The 17,237-nt window shown below is 38.8% G+C and carries 17 protein-coding genes; 2 read left to right on the forward strand and 15 right to left on the reverse strand.

Features of this window, described 5'->3' with window-relative positions; all coding sequences use genetic code 11:
* Window positions 1–87 precede the first annotated feature (87 nt).
* The 6 genes from H5161_RS05235 to H5161_RS05260 form a co-directional block, all read right to left on the reverse strand.
* Window positions 88–1,626, reverse strand: coding sequence for a glucan biosynthesis protein (locus H5161_RS05235; protein ID WP_182768837.1), 1,539 nt, complete (start codon window positions 1,624–1,626; stop codon window positions 88–90).
* A gap of 520 nt (window positions 1,627–2,146) precedes the next feature.
* Window positions 2,147–2,665 (reverse strand): hypothetical protein, encoded by a 519-nt coding sequence (locus H5161_RS05240; protein ID WP_182768838.1) that lies wholly within the window; start codon window positions 2,663–2,665, stop codon window positions 2,147–2,149.
* Window positions 2,666–2,828: 163 nt separating this feature from the next.
* Entirely contained in the window at window positions 2,829–3,098 is a 270-nt protein-coding gene (locus H5161_RS05245; RefSeq protein ID WP_182768839.1) for a hypothetical protein, read from the reverse strand.
* Between the two features lie 93 nt (window positions 3,099–3,191).
* Window positions 3,192–3,794, reverse strand: a complete 603-nt coding sequence (locus H5161_RS05250; protein WP_182768840.1) for a hypothetical protein — start codon at window positions 3,792–3,794, stop codon at window positions 3,192–3,194.
* Between the two features lie 310 nt (window positions 3,795–4,104).
* Entirely contained in the window at window positions 4,105–4,356 is a 252-nt protein-coding gene (locus tag H5161_RS05255) for a Rho-binding antiterminator (protein ID WP_182768841.1), read from the reverse strand.
* 10 nt (window positions 4,357–4,366) lie between these two features.
* On the reverse strand, window positions 4,367–5,206 hold the full coding sequence (locus tag H5161_RS05260; RefSeq protein ID WP_182724095.1) for a DUF417 family protein: 840 nt from the start codon (window positions 5,204–5,206) through the stop codon (window positions 4,367–4,369).
* 287 nt (window positions 5,207–5,493) lie between these two features.
* Between H5161_RS05260 and H5161_RS05265 the strand changes: the two genes are divergently transcribed.
* Window positions 5,494–6,960, forward strand: coding sequence for a DASS family sodium-coupled anion symporter (locus H5161_RS05265; protein WP_182768842.1), 1,467 nt, complete (start codon window positions 5,494–5,496; stop codon window positions 6,958–6,960).
* Window positions 6,961–7,310: 350 nt separating this feature from the next.
* Window positions 7,311–7,655 carry an N-acetyltransferase gene (locus H5161_RS05270; protein WP_182768843.1) on the forward strand — a complete coding sequence of 115 codons (345 nt, stop codon included), beginning with the start codon at window positions 7,311–7,313 and terminating at the stop codon, window positions 7,653–7,655.
* 2 nt (window positions 7,656–7,657) lie between these two features.
* Here the strand turns inward: H5161_RS05270 and H5161_RS05275 are convergent, their stop codons facing one another.
* The 9 genes from H5161_RS05275 to H5161_RS05315 form a co-directional block, all read right to left on the reverse strand.
* Window positions 7,658–8,293: a trimeric intracellular cation channel family protein gene (locus tag H5161_RS05275; protein ID WP_004334621.1), complete on the reverse strand. Its 636-nt coding sequence runs from the start codon at window positions 8,291–8,293 to the stop codon at window positions 7,658–7,660.
* 578 nt (window positions 8,294–8,871) lie between these two features.
* Complete coding sequence (locus H5161_RS05280; RefSeq protein ID WP_182747438.1) at window positions 8,872–9,273, reverse strand: hypothetical protein; 402 nt, start codon at window positions 9,271–9,273, stop codon at window positions 8,872–8,874.
* A 135-nt stretch (window positions 9,274–9,408) separates the two neighbouring features.
* Window positions 9,409–10,005: an RDD family protein gene (locus H5161_RS05285; RefSeq protein ID WP_182768844.1), complete on the reverse strand. Its 597-nt coding sequence runs from the start codon at window positions 10,003–10,005 to the stop codon at window positions 9,409–9,411.
* 136 nt (window positions 10,006–10,141) lie between these two features.
* A complete protein-coding gene (locus tag H5161_RS05290; protein WP_154902967.1) occupies window positions 10,142–10,876 on the reverse strand; it encodes a DUF5020 family protein in 735 nt (244 codons plus the stop codon).
* A gap of 29 nt (window positions 10,877–10,905) precedes the next feature.
* Window positions 10,906–12,282 carry a uracil-xanthine permease family protein gene (locus tag H5161_RS05295; protein WP_029770108.1) on the reverse strand — a complete coding sequence of 459 codons (1,377 nt, stop codon included), beginning with the start codon at window positions 12,280–12,282 and terminating at the stop codon, window positions 10,906–10,908.
* Between the two features lie 74 nt (window positions 12,283–12,356).
* Window positions 12,357–13,424, reverse strand: a complete 1,068-nt coding sequence (locus H5161_RS05300; RefSeq protein WP_182711746.1) for a BMP family ABC transporter substrate-binding protein — start codon at window positions 13,422–13,424, stop codon at window positions 12,357–12,359.
* 72 nt (window positions 13,425–13,496) lie between these two features.
* The gene (locus H5161_RS05305; RefSeq protein WP_182768845.1) at window positions 13,497–14,423 is read right to left on the reverse strand and encodes an ABC transporter permease; all 927 of its coding nucleotides are present in this window, start codon (window positions 14,421–14,423) and stop codon (window positions 13,497–13,499) included.
* Window positions 14,424–14,426: 3 nt separating this feature from the next.
* Window positions 14,427–15,530, reverse strand: a complete 1,104-nt coding sequence (locus tag H5161_RS05310) for an ABC transporter permease (protein ID WP_182768846.1) — start codon at window positions 15,528–15,530, stop codon at window positions 14,427–14,429.
* Window positions 15,527–17,086, reverse strand: a complete 1,560-nt coding sequence (locus H5161_RS05315) for an ABC transporter ATP-binding protein (protein WP_182768847.1) — start codon at window positions 17,084–17,086, stop codon at window positions 15,527–15,529. Before H5161_RS05315 ends, H5161_RS05310 begins: the two co-directional genes overlap by 4 nt.
* Window positions 17,087–17,237: the final 151 nt, after the last annotated feature.

The raw sequence follows: 17,237 nt of genomic DNA on the forward strand, positions 1-17,237 counted from the left end.
TGGCGTTTTAATAGACATTATGGTGGCTATAATTGACAGAAAATCAAAATATAGCCACCCGTTTTACTTTAATGCTTATTTAAGGTCTTATTTAATCGTTACCTTTGCATCACTTACCCATGTTTCAGTTATAGCTTCATCATTTTTATCAACTAAATACGCGCGTATGTTCACCGGATTGTTGTTAGCTTGTTTGTAGTCAAACGCTAATCGCCATTGGTTTGTACCAACTACCGGATAAACTCCAATAGGTTCTAATATTTCACCGTTGCTGGCTTCAACAATCGGCTTTATACCACTTTTGTTATCTAAGCCTTTAAATACTGGACCTTCAAAATCAATCACCATCTTGTTAACGCCTTCAGGAATAGGCTGGCCGGGAATTCCGCCTAAGCCTTGGCGAGTATTTACAACGCTTGCAAGGTTTTTTGATTTTGGATCGAGTGGACGCCATTCAATATCATAAGAAAAGGTAAACTCATCACCTTTGCGCGCCTCTTTTTCGGGCACCCAGTAGGCAACAATATTGTCGAACGTTTCATCTTTTGTAGGAATTTCGATTAACTGAACTGCGCCTTTGCCCCAATCGCCAGTAGGTTTAATCCACGCTGATGAACGCTTATTGTAAAATACGCCGTCGTCTTGGTAGTTATTAAAGTCACGATCTCTTTGGATTAAACCAAACCCTTTTGGGTTCTCATCAATAAAGCTATTGGTTGACACCGACTGAGGATTATTTAATGGGCGCCAAACGTATTGACCCGATCCTGTGTGAATCGCAAGGCCATCGCTATCGTGAATTTCTGGGCGCCAATCTTTAGCTTCTGTTTTATCTTTTTGTGAGTACCAATACATACTGGTTAACGGTGCTACGCCTAAGCGTTCAACATCGGCGCGCATATACAAATTAGCCGTTACAGAGGTAATATGGCCTTTGGCTTCTTTGTTATCTTTACTTAAACCAAATCGATAAGCACCAGTGATAGAAGGCCCTTCAAGCAATGCCCAAACAGACACACTTTCACCTTTTTTCTCTGCGGGGCCAATCCAAAATGCAGAAAAGCGCGGAAATTCTTCTGGCTGATTCATACCCGTATTAATCGCGATACCTCGGGCCGAGAGTCCATATTGCCCCTCTGGGCCGTCGGTACGAAAATAAGACGCGCCTAAAAAAGATATCCAATCGGGTTTCATATCTGGGCGCATTATTCTAAAGCCTGCAAATCCAAACCCTTCTGGGAGATCGTGAGCTGGGCTGTCATCAGGCATATCAAAAACGTCATTACTAAAAGGTACATTTTGAACCTGATTTTTATCGTCTCTGATGTAAATACTTACTGGCTCAGGAAAATATCGGCCAGGGTAAAATAATTGTACGGGCGCCTTTTTTCCACTTGGGTATAAGGTTTCATCTTCTTTAAAGCGTATTTTCCAGTGTTCGTCATACGTAATTTTATCGATTAACTCCGGCGCTGGCACCTTAGTTGGCGTATAGGGCTTTTCGGCTGAGGCTTTTGCTAGGGCTTTTAAGTCTTCGAATGAAAACTCCGTTTTATCTACTGCTTCTGTCGCGTAAGACGACATCGAAGTGCTAAAAATAATTGCGATAAATAACTTTAATTTCATAAAAAGAATGTCCAATAAATTGAGTCAAATAAAAATGGGAACGCTGCACGAACGTATGTTTAACTTAAAATTCTGTATGGATATTACGTCACGCAATATGAACTAGCGTTTACTAAAGTATTGTTATTTGACTACAGGACCTCCTATAATTATTTTTTTAGGGTCTTGGTTTTAAGGGACTTGCGCGCGTTTAATGGCACCGCTGAAGTAAAATAAGCGGGGATAGCGCAATTTATTGAACGAAACCATCAAGATGTATGGCTATATTTAGGTTTTAATTGCCCACTTTTCTAAGGCAAACATTTGTAGAGTGGCTGCTTTTTCTAATCGTTGTAATTGCATAGTTGATTTGGGCTAAAGCGTATTATGAGCAATAAAAAGCAGAGGTAGGCCTATATAGATCTCTGGTATGTAAATGGATGAGGATTGCATTTAGGTGGTAAAAACGTAGAGGCTCACCACTTTTAAAGTTTGCAATTAATAACTAAATTTTACTAGTCGTCCACCTCAGGGCGTGTTGTTACGTGTTTGATACGTATAAAATTATATGTGATTTAACTCTATACCAAACAGCTAAGCCACCTATTTGCGAATAATCAAATGGTTGCCCATTTAAATTTTCTAAATTAACTCTAATACCACCAACAAAACTTAAATCTAACACCTCAAACTTGTGAGGTTTAACAAACCATTCTGGCGATGCTATACCGTGAGAAAATGCATTACGAGTAGCGGATATTAGTGATTTTATAATTTTTATTTCACTATCATCAGATTTCACTTTCTCTAAAATACAATCTAAACAAATAGCCGTTGCGCCAAAAGCTGTACTTACTGCCATTTGAGATGCACGAACAATACTATCTTGATTTTTAAATTCACCAGAAGAATAAGAAACACCTTCTTCATCAAGGTTCAATTGAAGATCTTGTCCAAATAAATCAGCATCAATTTCTCCTAACTCTGCGTAACACATGTTTCTTATTGAGTACTCAAGTAATTTGAAAGATAGTTCGGTATCTTCAATTAAATTATTCACCACAACTCCAAAAACACATAATAAGCCTAATGGATTAACTCGTTTTTATTTGTTTTTTGATAAATAAACCATAGCTGAAGTTCCTATTTTGGTTCAATCAAATACTCAGTTATACATAGATTTTCAAAAAAAGGCTCTGGTAATAATTCAAAAGCCTGTTATTTCAATTTGATATATCGGCATTATTTTTTGTTTGATTTATACCAATAAGGATTTTCTCCAAATAAGTAAAGATCAGCATTATCGCTAATTGTAGGCAAACAAAAATAATAATAGAGAACGGTGAACTTGATAGCATGCTTTGTGTTGTTTTTTCCGAAGTGTCGGCCAAATAAAAATCAACATAGGTTAAAAGTAAAAATAAGCCCGAGACATAAAGTACAACTTTAACTTTTGCACTACGCAGCTTTGAAACAACTTCATCATTAGTCATTTAAAACGCCTCAATTTTGATATTTATATATAGGCTCGTCTTGACTTCAAGGGAGCGCCCATATACTTCACTATTATTTCCTTGTTACGTTCATTATTTCATTTTGCTTAGTTCATCTTCAAGAATTTCTTGATAGTGCTGAATACCACGCCCAAGATCTCCACGGTAAGGGTTCTGTTCCTTTAGTTCCTCTTTTGTAAAACTATCAATGGGATCAACAGTACTAGCATTCCATTGAGAAAAAATTGATAAAACCATAGCTGACCGTACTTCAATATTTTCTGAATAACCCGAACCATCAGATTTTTTAAAATAGCTGCCGAATAAAAAATTTGAATTGGAAAACATACGGTAAAACTTGTGCCTAGAGTATTCTTCATGTTCTGCACATATTGTTTTATACATTGAAGTTTTAAGGCTATCTCTTAAATTATAATATCTCAATATATGCCGAGCAGAAGTTAACCACATAAGGCGATCAGCTTTAGGCATATTTGATTCGGAATCTATTTCAATCGTTTCATATGCCCAACCCAAGGATAGCTTTGCTTGGACTATTATTTCTTTGTCATGGGCAACATCGGAATCATCTTGTTGTTTCTTTTTAGTTGCTCTCAATGAGAAGTATGCGATAACGACAGAAACTAAAGTAGCTCCTGAGAAAATTGTTCGTAACAATTCTAAATTCACAGTCATTACATTTTAACTCCAAACCTACCTATGGACACAACAGCTTCTTGAACACCAATTTTGGAGTTTATAAATCCTCTGAACGGCGTATATTAGATTGTTCAATAATTCCACTAAATAACTCTAATGTAAACAAATAATTAGGGCTATTATAAAAGTGACTTTGTGAAAAGGTACAATATGCGTGTTTAATAAGGTTATCGGGCTGGGGTTGTAAATTAGAGCTGATGTTGCGGGTTATATACATAGTTCTTTTTCAACAGAGGTTTACAGGACTCTGTATGCGCAATTATTAATAATGCTATTGCGGGAGTGTTTACTTAGCCTCAAAATTTACTACGTTAAAATACGGGTTTTGTGTGAGGGCTTTAATTACGCTAATGCTGGAAAGTTCTATAAGCTTTAGCTCGCCATTTACGTTAATGGCAATGCACTCTTGTTTGAGTGCATTGCGTTTTGTGTCAGTTGCTATCCCACATACACCATCGCCATTTTTTAATATAAGCTCAATGCTTAAATGGTGCATACAAGCAATTTCGATGTAGTCGTATTGGTTGCAACTGATCATAACGCTCTCTTTATTTAGTCGGCTTAAAAATCATTAAAAAAGCAATAACAACAAGGTTGGCTATATACCACAAATCTTTAATTACAAATTGCCCTAAACGCTCCAATAAAGTGGAAGAACTAAATGCACCGGTGGCGGTAATTAAGAATGTTTGGGTCATCATAAATACACTTAAACACGCTAAGCCACTTATAATAATTAGCTTTTTATTATTTAAAAATAGCCCTAAGCCCAATAACACAGCAAATAATACATCAAACCCGCCAATCATGTTAGACGCGCCTTGTACGCTAAATACCGTGTATAACCACGACATAAACGGTGAAGTTTCTACTAAACTTACAATGCCTTTTGCTTCAAACTCATAAAACTTCATGCCGCCAATCCACAATAAAACCATGGCAACAGGTATAAAGTTTAAAAGTACGTGTTGTTTGTCGGTAAGTTTGTCTTTATAAAATAAAAACAAATACAAAGGCACTACAGCAAAGTATTTAATTATGCCCTGCCCACTACCAATGATTGGAAAGCCGCCAAGTTGAGCCATCCAACGGTTACTGGCAAACAAGGTAAGTAATGCAACTAAACTTATAATTGCTGCAAGTAAAAGTGCTGGTGTAGGTTTCATTAATTTAAGGCGAGCGAGCACGGTGGCAAACGCTAAGGCAATCATAAATGAGCCACTAATTAAACCTAACGCAGATACAGACATTAGCGAATCAACGCCGTAAAAGCTAAATGTAGCCGTTAACGTATTAGGGTTTGCTCCTAACGCAAACGATAAGCCAAGTAACAAAAAGCTACTCGCTAATAAAAAAGTAATCACGTTGTTGGTTAATTTTAAGTTCATTGTATTTCCAAGTATTCGTTAAGACTTACAAAGACCTTGCTAGTCGATAAAACAATTCAAGCTAACTCTTAAAAATATAAGAGTTGATTAAGCACAACGTAAGCTCTCATAGGGTAATGTAATCAATCACTTTAGTTTATGGTTTATTACCTCTTTATTAATAAAATTAAATAAGTCTAATATTCATATGATATGCGTCATTTTTTTTATTATAAAATGAAGTAAAATAACGTCGCCTTTTCAATACACAGAATGCATGCATTTCTAAAACTTAGGGACATTTTTTAATGAAGGGTACTGATATTCGAGTTACCTCTGGACTGATTTCTATAGCCATTGTTTTACTACTTTGGTTTGCTGTACCGCCTCCGCAAGGTGTTACCGAAAACGCATGGCATTTGCTCGCTTTATTTATTGGTACTGTAGTTGCCATTATTGGTAAAGCAATGCCTATCGGCGCCATTGCTATTTTAGCTATTACTTCTGTTGCGTTAACCGGCGTAACTAATGACAGCCCATCTGGCGCTATTAAAGATGCATTAAGTGGCTTTTCTAACTCATTAATTTGGTTGATTGGTATTGCTATTATTATTTCTCGGGGTTTAGCTAAAACTGGTTTGGGAAATCGTATTGGCTATAATTTTATTTCTCTTTTTGGTAAAAAAACAGTTGGTATTGGCTATGCACTCGCACTTTCTGAACTTGTTATATCGCCTGTAACGCCAAGTAATACCGCGCGAGGCGGTGCTATTATTCACCCAATAATGAAGTCTATAGCAACAAGCTTTGGCTCAACCCCTGAGGAAGGCACCTCTCGTAAAATTGGGCACTACCTTGCTTTAGTGAGTTACCATATAAACCCTATTACATCAGCTATGTTTATTACCGCCACGGCTCCTAACCCTCTAATTGTAAAGCTTATTGCAGATGCTACTGGTGCAAATATTAGTATTACTTGGGGTACGTGGGCGCTGGCAGCGCTTGTTCCTGGTTTGCTATGTATTGTCCTTGTGCCTTTGGTTGTTTATGCCATTTACCCACCTGAAGTTAAAAGTACGCCCGATGCTAAAACCTACGCAGAATCTAAATTAACTGAAATGGGCCCAATGAGTTACGGCGAAAAAATAATGGTGGGTGTTTTTGCCATGCTGCTTATTTTATGGGCCGGCGTGCCTGCAATGATTTTAGGGGCTGACTACGCAGTTAACACAACCGCAGTGGCTTTTTTGGGTTTGTCGGTTCTATTAGTGACTGGTGTATTAAGCTGGGACGATGTACTTAAAGAAAAGTCTGCGTGGGATACCGTTGTTTGGTTTTCTGCATTAGTAATGATGGCCACTTTTTTAAATAAACTAGGTTTGGTAACGTGGTTTTCAACACTTGTTGAGAGCAACATTGCGCAACTGGGCTTTGACTGGATTGTATCGGCTATTATATTGGTAGCTGTGTATTTTTATGCTCATTACTTTTTTGCCAGTACCACAGCACATATTACTGCTATGTTTGCCGCATTTTACGCCGCAGGTTTGGCGCTTGGCGCTCCGCCTTTATTTTTAGGTTTACTGTTAGCTGGCGCCTCATCACTGATGATGTCGTTAACGCATTACGCAACAGGCACATCACCCATAGTGTTTGGCTCAGGCTATGTATCGTTAAAAGACTGGTGGGTAATGGGCCTTATAATGAGCGTTATTAATTTAAGTGTATGGGGAGTTATTGGCGGGCTTTGGTGGAAAGCACTTGGGTATTGGTAGTCTTGCCTTTGTTAGTTTGGCTTGCACATTTAATACTGCGCACTTATTTTGGTTCGTTCTACAAATATAAACATTAAGGCTGTTGCAAGGGAGCACTATGGTTTTTAAATTCATAAAGGCAGCATATTCAGACCGAGACTACTTATTAAGCCTCAGAAAACTGACTATGGTAGAACACTTAGAAAATGCCGGGTTATTTTTAATACCAATTCGCTTAATTAAGTGATCTATTTTGAGGCTGGAAAAACGTGTTGATAGCTAGGCAAAAAATTCGCTATTTAGTTGTTCTAAATGAGCATTTTTTAACGCAGCTAGCGACACGTTTAGCCCCGCAAAATGATTAAGTATTATTGCGGATTGGTATAACTAAGCAACAGCATGTTTTAAGGCTTAATGATCAATATGACTGCTCCCATCTTATAGTTATAAATGAGGTACCAATTGGTACTTTAAAATACCAAACACACGCTCAATACGTTGAAATAATGCAATTACAAATACATCCATTGCACCAAAATAAAGGGTATGGGAAAGCGGTTATTGAACAAGTTATTACAAATGCGCAGTCAAAACCCATTAAACTCACCGTGCTTAAAAACAACCCAGCATTAGGACTTTATAAGCGGCTGGGTTTTACTATAACGGATGAGGATAATTACGAGTACCACATGCAAACGCGAGCTACTCGTAGCTAAAATTAGTCGCTTTGATCTCTGAAGTCTTTTTTTCTGAAAATAGTTAAATGCCAACCCCAATGCAAAGAGCCTAATCTTAAAAAGATAGTCGTGAAAAATGAGCCTAAAATACACCAAATGTAATCTACATTAAGGCTAAATAAAGCAGCATAGACTGCACCACCCGCTAAACACGCAGAGGCGTATGGTTCGCTGCGCATAACAGTTGGTACCTCACGGCAAATTACGTCACGTATTAAACCACCAAATATACCTGTAGTGATACCCATGGTAATTGCGACCACCATACCAGAGCCATTAATGAGTGCTTTTTCTATACCCATAATATTAAATAACGCCATACCCACAGCGTCTACTAATAAAAAGTAGTAATTATTAACGCGCGGTAAATATCGAATAAATGCAATTGTTGCTATAACGGCCCCATAGGTTGAATATAAATACTCTGGGGTAGCAATCCAAAATACTGGTTTGTTTAAAAGTATATCTCTGAGGGTACCGCCCCCTAGTGCAGTAACGGTTGCAACCACTACGACGCCAAAGCCACTAATGTTTTTTTCATACCCAAGCAATGCCCCTGCAACAGCAAAAAATGCAACACCGAGTAACCCTAGTACCATAAAGTATTCAGCAGTCATGGTAATTCCTTTTTAAAGTTTATTAGGAGCTGTATCAACTTACGTGCCAAAAAACTGAGTAAATATAAATAAACCCACAATTTAAGTGACTGAAATTTATAAGCTTATTTTATTTATTAAAAAACGTTAGCTATGTGATATTTAGTGAAGGATTAACAAGAGTAATTATTTTAATTATGGGTAGTTTTTACACGTTAAAGTACAGAGGGATTTTGTTAAAGAGTTGCAGTCGAGCGCTTTTAAATTTTAAGCAAAAATTAAATGAACAATAAAGCTATTACCAATATTACAAAAATAATGGGCAATAATGCATGTTGCCAGTTTTGTTCTTTATTTTGATTATAGAGTGTTTGCATTGAGCTTTTATCATTATTGGTAAAACTATGCTGGCACTGCATACAGTTTTGGGCTTTTATGCTCACCCAAGTACCACATTTAATACATGCGTAACGCCTCGACAGTTTATCAAACTCGTTTGTTTTCCTAAATATTCTCATTTATCACCTCATTGATTTTCGCCGCGGTAAGAAAACCAGTGAATAATATATGCTCTTTAAATTCATTGTTACTTCTTTACTTTATTCAATAATTTTTACATTTGGAATGTTTTGTAAAAGGTAGGATTTTAAAGATTCAAACGCATCTTTATTGAAAATAAACTCAGTTGTTTTACCATCAACTTGATTATATGGTAGTGCAAATATACCGTGCCTCTTAGTTTTATCGATGACAACTTTGTTAATATCGTTAATATTAAACACTTGCTTATAAACGTATAATATTTGCCCCTCAACGCGTACAGCCTTTAACGGGCTTTGCTCAACATTGCGCGAACGAATAAACACAAAATATAAAATAACGGGAAATAAAAACAGGTTAAGCGCTTGCAAACTAAAAGGCTTATCTATCAATACAATATATGTTGAGTAACAAATTAAAGAGGCCGCTAGTGCTAAAATTAGCTGTGTGTTGTTTTTCATAATCATCCTTGGTTACTAGTCAAAAAAATCGGTAAGGTTTTTTAATTATATTACCAATTTAGTGAAATACGCCATTTTGTAACTTTTGCTAATCAAACTTAAATCCGGGCAAAGCTGCCATAATTAATATCCTGATTAATCTACATAACTCACTTTTGTTCCCGCTAAATGATCATGTAAACATCGTTTATCTTTTCCAAATATAAATAATGGATTAACAAAACCAGCTATAAACTGACCTACCGAAGGGACAAGTGATAATAGTTGCATACAAAGCATGCGTTTAAAGTAAATTGTAGTAAAGCTTGCTTGTGTACCATCTAAATTTTCAATACGGATAGACATTAAAGATTTACCAATTGTTTGTCCGCGTTGGTACATAAGGTAACCATGAAGCACTAACGTGCTTAATATGCCATAACCTAGCAAACCTGCAGATAAAGTAAGTGTTGGTTGGCTTAAATTATCAAACCCTACGAGCATGAATACAGGTATAAAACAAACAACACCTAAAACGCCATCAACAATAGCAGCCACTAGCCTATCTGAGCGCGTTGCTTTTTCTCCTGCTACTTTTGATACAATATTTTCAGATGGGCTCTGTGCTTCTCGCGTATTAATTAAGTCGTCTATTTCTTTTGCTCGTTCTGGGTAGGCTTCGCGATCTATAGCTCTCGCTGATGAGTAAAGCTCATCTAAAGTGTAGGTAGAAAAATCTATTTCAGAGTCCATGAAAAAATCCATATAGCGTTATTAAAAAGTAATCTAACACAACTAATTTAAGCTATTCAATTATTTAAGATTATCAAATAAAAAAGCTACTAAAAAGTAGCTTTTAATTATTAATTAAATACCATTCAATTTGCTGTTAAAAATGCCATTTAACTAGCAAGTTTGGATTATGTTCGGTTTGACCATCTACACCAAATTTATTTTTCCAATAAACATACTCAATACCCACATCAAGGCGGCCTGTATCTAAGCCGAGCATAGGGGCAATATTGTATTTAATCTGCGAGGTAAAGTTAAAGCCACCTTCACTTTTACCAAACATTGTGTCGGTGCTATCTACAATATCTAAAAAGCCATCGTATCTAAAGTTACCTTTGTTGTAGCCCCACGTGACTGTTATTTGGTTATTATCTTCACGTTGAATACCTATATCATCTTGAAAACGACGATAATAAGCCACATTAAAATATTGAAAGCCAGGTACATCAAGTGATACACCGCCCCCTAATAAATAGTTATTTTGATCCGTATCTCCCGAGCCATACTCTGTTTGTAGGCCTAAAAACACCTCTTTAACAAAGCTATTTTGTGGCTTGTAAAGAGTAGGGTTTATGTTTAGCTCACCGTACACTTCATCGGGATTACTTAGCCTATCCATAAAGAAGAACGTACTGCCCCAAGTATGCCCCGATGCATGCTCTATAGTAACAACACTTCTATCATCTTCCTCCCCTGAAAACGGCTCTAGGTAGTCGGCTCCTGTCATTGCGGTAATACTAAAATCAGACCAAAGCTCTTTAGCCGATACACCTGTTGAGCACATTGCAATTGCAGTTACTAATGCTAATTTTTTTATTGTTTTGATTTTCATTGTTAATCCCTTTTATGATTTTTATTAGTTTAGTTAAGATGATCCGTACTTGCTGAGTAATTTTCTGGTAGTACCAACGTCATTATTATTGCGGTGATACCCGACACCGTCACTGCGCTACCAAATATGGCAGTAACTAACTTAGGTGCGTTTGCAAACAACTCCGGTACAAAACTAACACCTAGCCCGAGCCCCAAACTCACCGCAATAATAAGTAAACTTCTGCGATTTATTTTTTCGCTGGCGAGTATTTTGACCCCAGCGGCTGCTACGGTGCCAAACATTACAAGCGTTGCACCGCCCAAAACAGGTTTAGGTATATTTTGTAATACAGCGCCAATCACAGGAAACAAACCAAGAATGATTAAAATACTGCCTATCCACAGGCCAATATATCTGCTGGCAACTCCAGTTAGCTGAATAACGCCGTTGTTTTGACTAAAAGTAGTATTAGGAAAAGTATTAAATAAAGCGGCAATCATCGAGTTAACACCATCACCTAAAATACCGCCGCGAATACGTGCTAAGTAACTAGGTCCTCTAACAGGTAACTTAGAAACCGCACAATTGGCAGTAATATCGCCTGTCGATTCAATTGCAGTAATAAGGTATAAAAAACCAAAGGCTATGAGTGCACCAAAATCAACATTAAAGCCGTATTTAAAAGGCAGTGGGATAGCAATTAGGTCAAATTCACCTAATTTAAAATTAGCGATACCTAATACAAACGCAAGTAACCAGCCAAGTATCATTGCAACTACCACAGCCGTTAGCCTCACCCATTGGTTTTTACTTGCATTAAGCAGCACCACTAAAGCAACAACCGAAAAACCAACAATTAAGTTGCTCGTTGAAGCAAATTTTTCAGGCATATTAGTAAGTAGCCATTGCCCGCCACCTATATCAGTCATACCTACTTTAATTAGGTAAATACCAATAGTAGTGATGACCACACCAGTAACTACTGGCTTAATTATTTTGCCTAATTTACTAATAAAAAAACTAATAAATACTTCAACAAAAGCGGCCAAAAAGCACACTGCAAATATAGTGGCAAGGACCTCGTCGTTATTGCCTCCGGTGGCTTTAACGGTAAAGCCTGTTGCTAAAATAGTCCCTAAAAAGGCAAAGCTTGTACCTTGCACACATATTAATCCTGAACCCACAGGGCCAACACGCCGCGCTTGTATAACCGTGCCCACACCAGATACAAATAATGCCATACTAATTAAATAAGGTATTTCAGCAGCTAAACCAAGCACACCGCCAATAATAAGCGTGGGTGTAATAATACCTACAAAGCTTGCGAGTACGTGCTGTAGTGCGGCAAAAAATGATTCAGTTACGCCTGGTTTGTCATCAACTGCATATATAATATCGTCAGACGAGCTTGTATTTATTGACATATAAACCTCTACGTTTTGCAAGTTAGCCACTGTATTTGTCTAAGTGATTAACTCATTGTTATTGCGTTAACGGCTTATTTAAGCTGCCCTTCAACGCCCTCAACATAAAAATCCATACCCAACAACGTTTTGTCGTCTATTGTTTTACCCGCATCAATAATCAGCTCACCTTGCTGATTTTTTATAGGGCCAGTAAATGGATGAAATTCACCTTTACCAATTTTCTCTGAAATAGCATTTACTTCGCTCACTACATCACTTGGAATATCTTTACTTAGCGGCGCCAAGCGAGTCATCCCTGAGCCTATCCCTTTCCATATATCTTGCGATTGCCACTTATCGTCAAGTACTTGCTGTACGCGCTCTGCATAAAATTCATCCCAGTGATGAACCGCCGCCGTTAAATGTGCTTTTTTACCGTATCCGCTCATATCTGAGTGGTAGCCAATAGCGTAAATACCAGCGGCTTGCGCTGCTTGAAGTGGTGCAGGCGAATCAGTATGTTGAGTAATAATATCAACGCCTTGATCTATTAGGCTATCGGCAGCTTCACGCTCTTTACCCGGATCAAACCAGCTATTAACCCACACTACTTTTACTTTTGCATTCGGCTTTACTGAGCGCAAGCCAAGCGTAAATGCATTTATACCGCGTATTACCTCCGGAATAGGAAACGCAGCAATATAACCAATGCTGTCGGTTTTACTCATGTGTCCTGCAATAACACCTGTTAGGTAGCGTCCTTCGTAAATGCGATCAAAGTAAGTGCTTACGTTTTTTGCGCGTTTATAGCCTGTGGCATGCTCAAACTTTACATTAGGAAATCGTTTAGCCACTTTAAGTGTTGGGTTCATGTAGCCAAACGACGTGGTAAATATTAAATCGTGCCCGCTTTTAGCCAGTTGCGTAATAACACGCTCTGCATCCGCTCCTTCTGGTACGCTTTCAACAAAAGTAGTTTCTATTTTGTCGCCAAACTTTTCTTCTAGGTAGTGGCGGCTAGAGTCATGTGTATAAGTCCAACCGGCCTCACCTATGGGGCTTACATATACAAAGCCAACTTTTACGCTATCTTTTGCAATAGCAGATGCGCTTATGCCTAAGCTCAATGCAACCCCGAGTGCTGTTATAAGTTTTTTCATTGTTATTCTCCGTGTTATATTTTTAATATCCTGTTGTAGCAGGTGATTTGCCTTATTGATTTTGTAATTAATTTAATGACCCTTGTGCCAAGGTTTACCTAGCCACATGGGTTCGTACATTTTTAATTTTTGTTTATTTTTACTTAGCATAATCAGTACTATAAGCGTTGCACCATAAGGCAACATGGCCAGTAAGTTAGACTCCACAGCCCACCCAAAAGCCTGTGCCACTAAGTGCATAATGCTGGCAAAGCCAAATAAATAAGCGCCAAGCATTACGCGCTCAATACGCCAGCTTGCAAACACCACTAAAGCAAGGGCTATCCAACCTCGCCCTGCCGTCATGTTTTGAGTCCAAAGTGGTGTATAAGCCAACGACAAGTATGCGCCCGCAATGCCAGCCAGTGCGCCGCCAAACATTACGGCTAAATAACGTGTACGCATTACAGGTAATCCTAAGTTATTACCCACACTTGGGTTTTCGCCAATAGCTCGTACTGCAAGCCCTGCTCTGTGGTATTTAAAAAACAAATACGCACCAAGCACTAAACCCCAACTTAAATACACAATGGCGTCTTGCGAAAATAGCGCTTTGCCTAAAACCGGAATATGCTCAAACCCTGCAATTGCTAAAGTAGGTAACGCGTTAATGGTTTTTCCTTCATAGTCGGCACCTAAAAATGCCGAAAGGCCAGTACCAAAAATAGTCAGCGCCAAACCTGCAGCCACTTGGCTAGCATTTAAATTAAGCGCTACAAAAGCGAAAATAAGTGAGGCCATAACACCAACCAAAGCTGCTACCGTAAAACCAATAAATAGGTTGTCGCATTGGTACATGGTTATAAACCCTGCCACTGCGCCTAAGAGCATCATGCCTTCTTGCCCTAAATTTAAGGTGCCGCTTTTTTCGCATACCATTTCACCCAGCGCCACCAGCAATAAGGGAGTGCCTGTACGAATAGTGGCGTATAAAATATTAGTAATTACATCTAAATCCATAATTTAAGACTCCTGTGCAATATGTATTGGCTGCGCTTTTTGTTGCTTAAATGGCAGCGAAAATCTAAGGCGATAAGTAATAAGTACATCGCACGAGAGTAAATAAAACAGCATTAACCCCTGAAAAATACCGGTTATAGCGTTAGGTAATCCCATGTTAATTTGCGCAAGTTCACCTCCCATATAAATAAGCCCCATTAATAAACCCGCAAACGTAATTCCTACTGGGTGGAGTCGCCCTAAAAAAGCAACAATAATGGCGGCATAGCCATAACCGGGTGATATTTGCGGAACCAGCTGCCCAATAGGCCCAGCTACTTCGCCTGCTCCAGCAAGCCCCGCCAAGCCCCCGCTAATAACTAGCACTCCGGCAATTAATAATGCTCGCTTGTAACCCGCCATTTTGGCCGCGGATGCATCAAGCCCAAGTACTTGTATTTGAAAGCCTATAAAGGTTTTACTGATAAAAACCCATGTGGCGCATAGCGCTAATAACGCAAACGCCAGGCCTAAGTGCAATCGAGTACCGTCGAATAAAACAGGCAATAACGTGCTATCGCCAAACAATGCACTTTCAGGAAAGTTATAACCGTGAGGATCTTTGAGTGGCCCATGAACAGCCCACAGCAATACATTTACTGCTATGTAGTTGAGCATTATGGTGACTAAAATTTCATTGGTGTTTAAACGCAGCTTCATAAAGGCAGCAAGCCCCGCCCACAACATGCCACCAGCAATACCAGCGAATAATGTAAGTGGCATTGCAAAAGCACTTGTTGAGTCAACAAAGTTAACGGCTACAGCACTTGCACATACACCACCAATAAGCAGTTGCCCTTCTGCGCCTATATTCCAAACCGATGCTCTATAACAAAGCGCTAAGCCATAGGCGCATAGCAAAATAGGAATGGTCATTACAAGTAGCTCTGTTACACCATACCAATCGGCAACAGGTGCTATAAGCAATGTATACAGGGCATTTAAAGGATCATGCCCTAATAAGACAAACACCACGTAACCGGTTATTAATGTGAGTAAAATAGCTAAAACAGGAGAGAGATAACTCCAAGCCGGTGAGCGCTCAACACGTGGTTCTAACTTAATCATACGAGTGCCCCTTGTGGTGTGTGTACTTTAGGCTGGTTCTTAAAAACATCGCTAAAGTCGCCAGCCATCCACTGCCCTAACTGCACAAGCGGTACGGTATCGGTATTTAAAATAGGAGACAGTTTGCCATCACAAATTGCGCCAATGCGGTCGCAAATTTTATAAAGTTCGTCTAAATCTTCTGAAATAACGAGTACCGCACACCCTTCGTCGCGAAGCTTTAAAATAGCTTCATGTATCGCCACCTGTGCACCTATATCTACACCCCAAGTAGGGTGCGACATAACGAGTAGTTTTGGACTTTGCTCTACCTCGCGACCAATAATAAATTTTTGTAAATTACCACCTGAAAGGCTAGCTGCATGAGTGCGAAAACTTGGTGTTTTAACCTTGTATTTTGTAATGATTTTATTAGCAAGCTCAGTAATTTTTTGTTTTACTAAAAAGCCATTTTTAACTAGTCCATTATCAAAACTAGTAAGCAATGCATTTTGTGCCAAATCCATAGTGGGCACGGCTCCTCGCCCAAGCCTATCCTCTGGCACACATGCAAGCCCAAGGCGGCGCCTTTTTAGCGGGCACAGTGCATCAACTACGGTATTTTTAAATTTAATGGCGCTACTACTAGCTTGAATTTGCTCCCCCGAAAGCACTTTTAATAACTCTTCTTGTCCGTTGCCTGCAACACCCGCAATCCCCACTATTTCGCCTTGCTGTACTGCAAAGTTAATGTTTTTAAGGGGTGTTTCAAATAACGCTTGTGCGGCGGTGGTTAGATTATTAACGGTTAAAAAATCCGCAGTACCCAAAGCTCTGCGAGTTTGGTTACTAATTGGCGTGTTGTCGCCTACCATCAGCCTAGCAATTGACTCACTAGTTTCGTTTTTAGGAATACAATGCCCGCTTACTTTGCCGCCTCTCAAAATGGTCGCACTGTCACATAGCTCAATCACTTCGTGCAGTTTATGGCTAATAAACAGCACAGAGCAGCCTTCTTTTTTAAGTGACTTTAGGGTTTTAAATAATGCATCGACTTCTTGTGGAGTCAGTACTGAAGTGGGTTCGTCTAAAATAAGTAACTGAATATCTAATAATAAGCATCTAACAATTTCTACTCGTTGGCGCTCGCCAGTTGAAAGTGTTGATACCAGTCTATGGGGGTCTAATGGCATACCATAACGTGTTGATGTTTTCGTAATTCGACCCGCAAGCGTGCTGCTATGCCCTGCTAAATCACCTAACGCTAGTTCAATATTTTGGGCGACCGTAAGTGTTTCAAATAACGAAAAGTGCTGAAACACCATTCCAATGCCTAAATCACGCGCATCAGCAGGCTCTTTTATATTCATTATACGGCCATTAAAAAACATGTCCCCTTGGTCAGGTTTAACCACACCATAAAGCATTTTCATTAATGTGCTTTTACCTGCACCGTTTTCACCTAATAAGGCATGCACTTCACCATGCTTAATTTTTAAGGTTACGTCATTATTGGCTATACATCCGGGATACTGCTTTGTCATTCCCTGCATAGTAAGGCGGTATTTATTATTCATTATTAGGCCTATTTGTACTTAATGAGCAATTTAGCATACTCAAAACATCAACTGACCAACCGGTCAACAATGGCATGGTAACTGCAATATACTTACCAAGATGAAAAAGTATTTTTCTTACCCGTGCGCAAACAACAAGAAAAAACATACG

The organism is Pseudoalteromonas sp. SG43-5 (assembly GCF_014164345.1).
In the GTDB taxonomy this organism is placed as follows: domain Bacteria; phylum Pseudomonadota; class Gammaproteobacteria; order Enterobacterales; family Alteromonadaceae; genus Pseudoalteromonas; species Pseudoalteromonas distincta.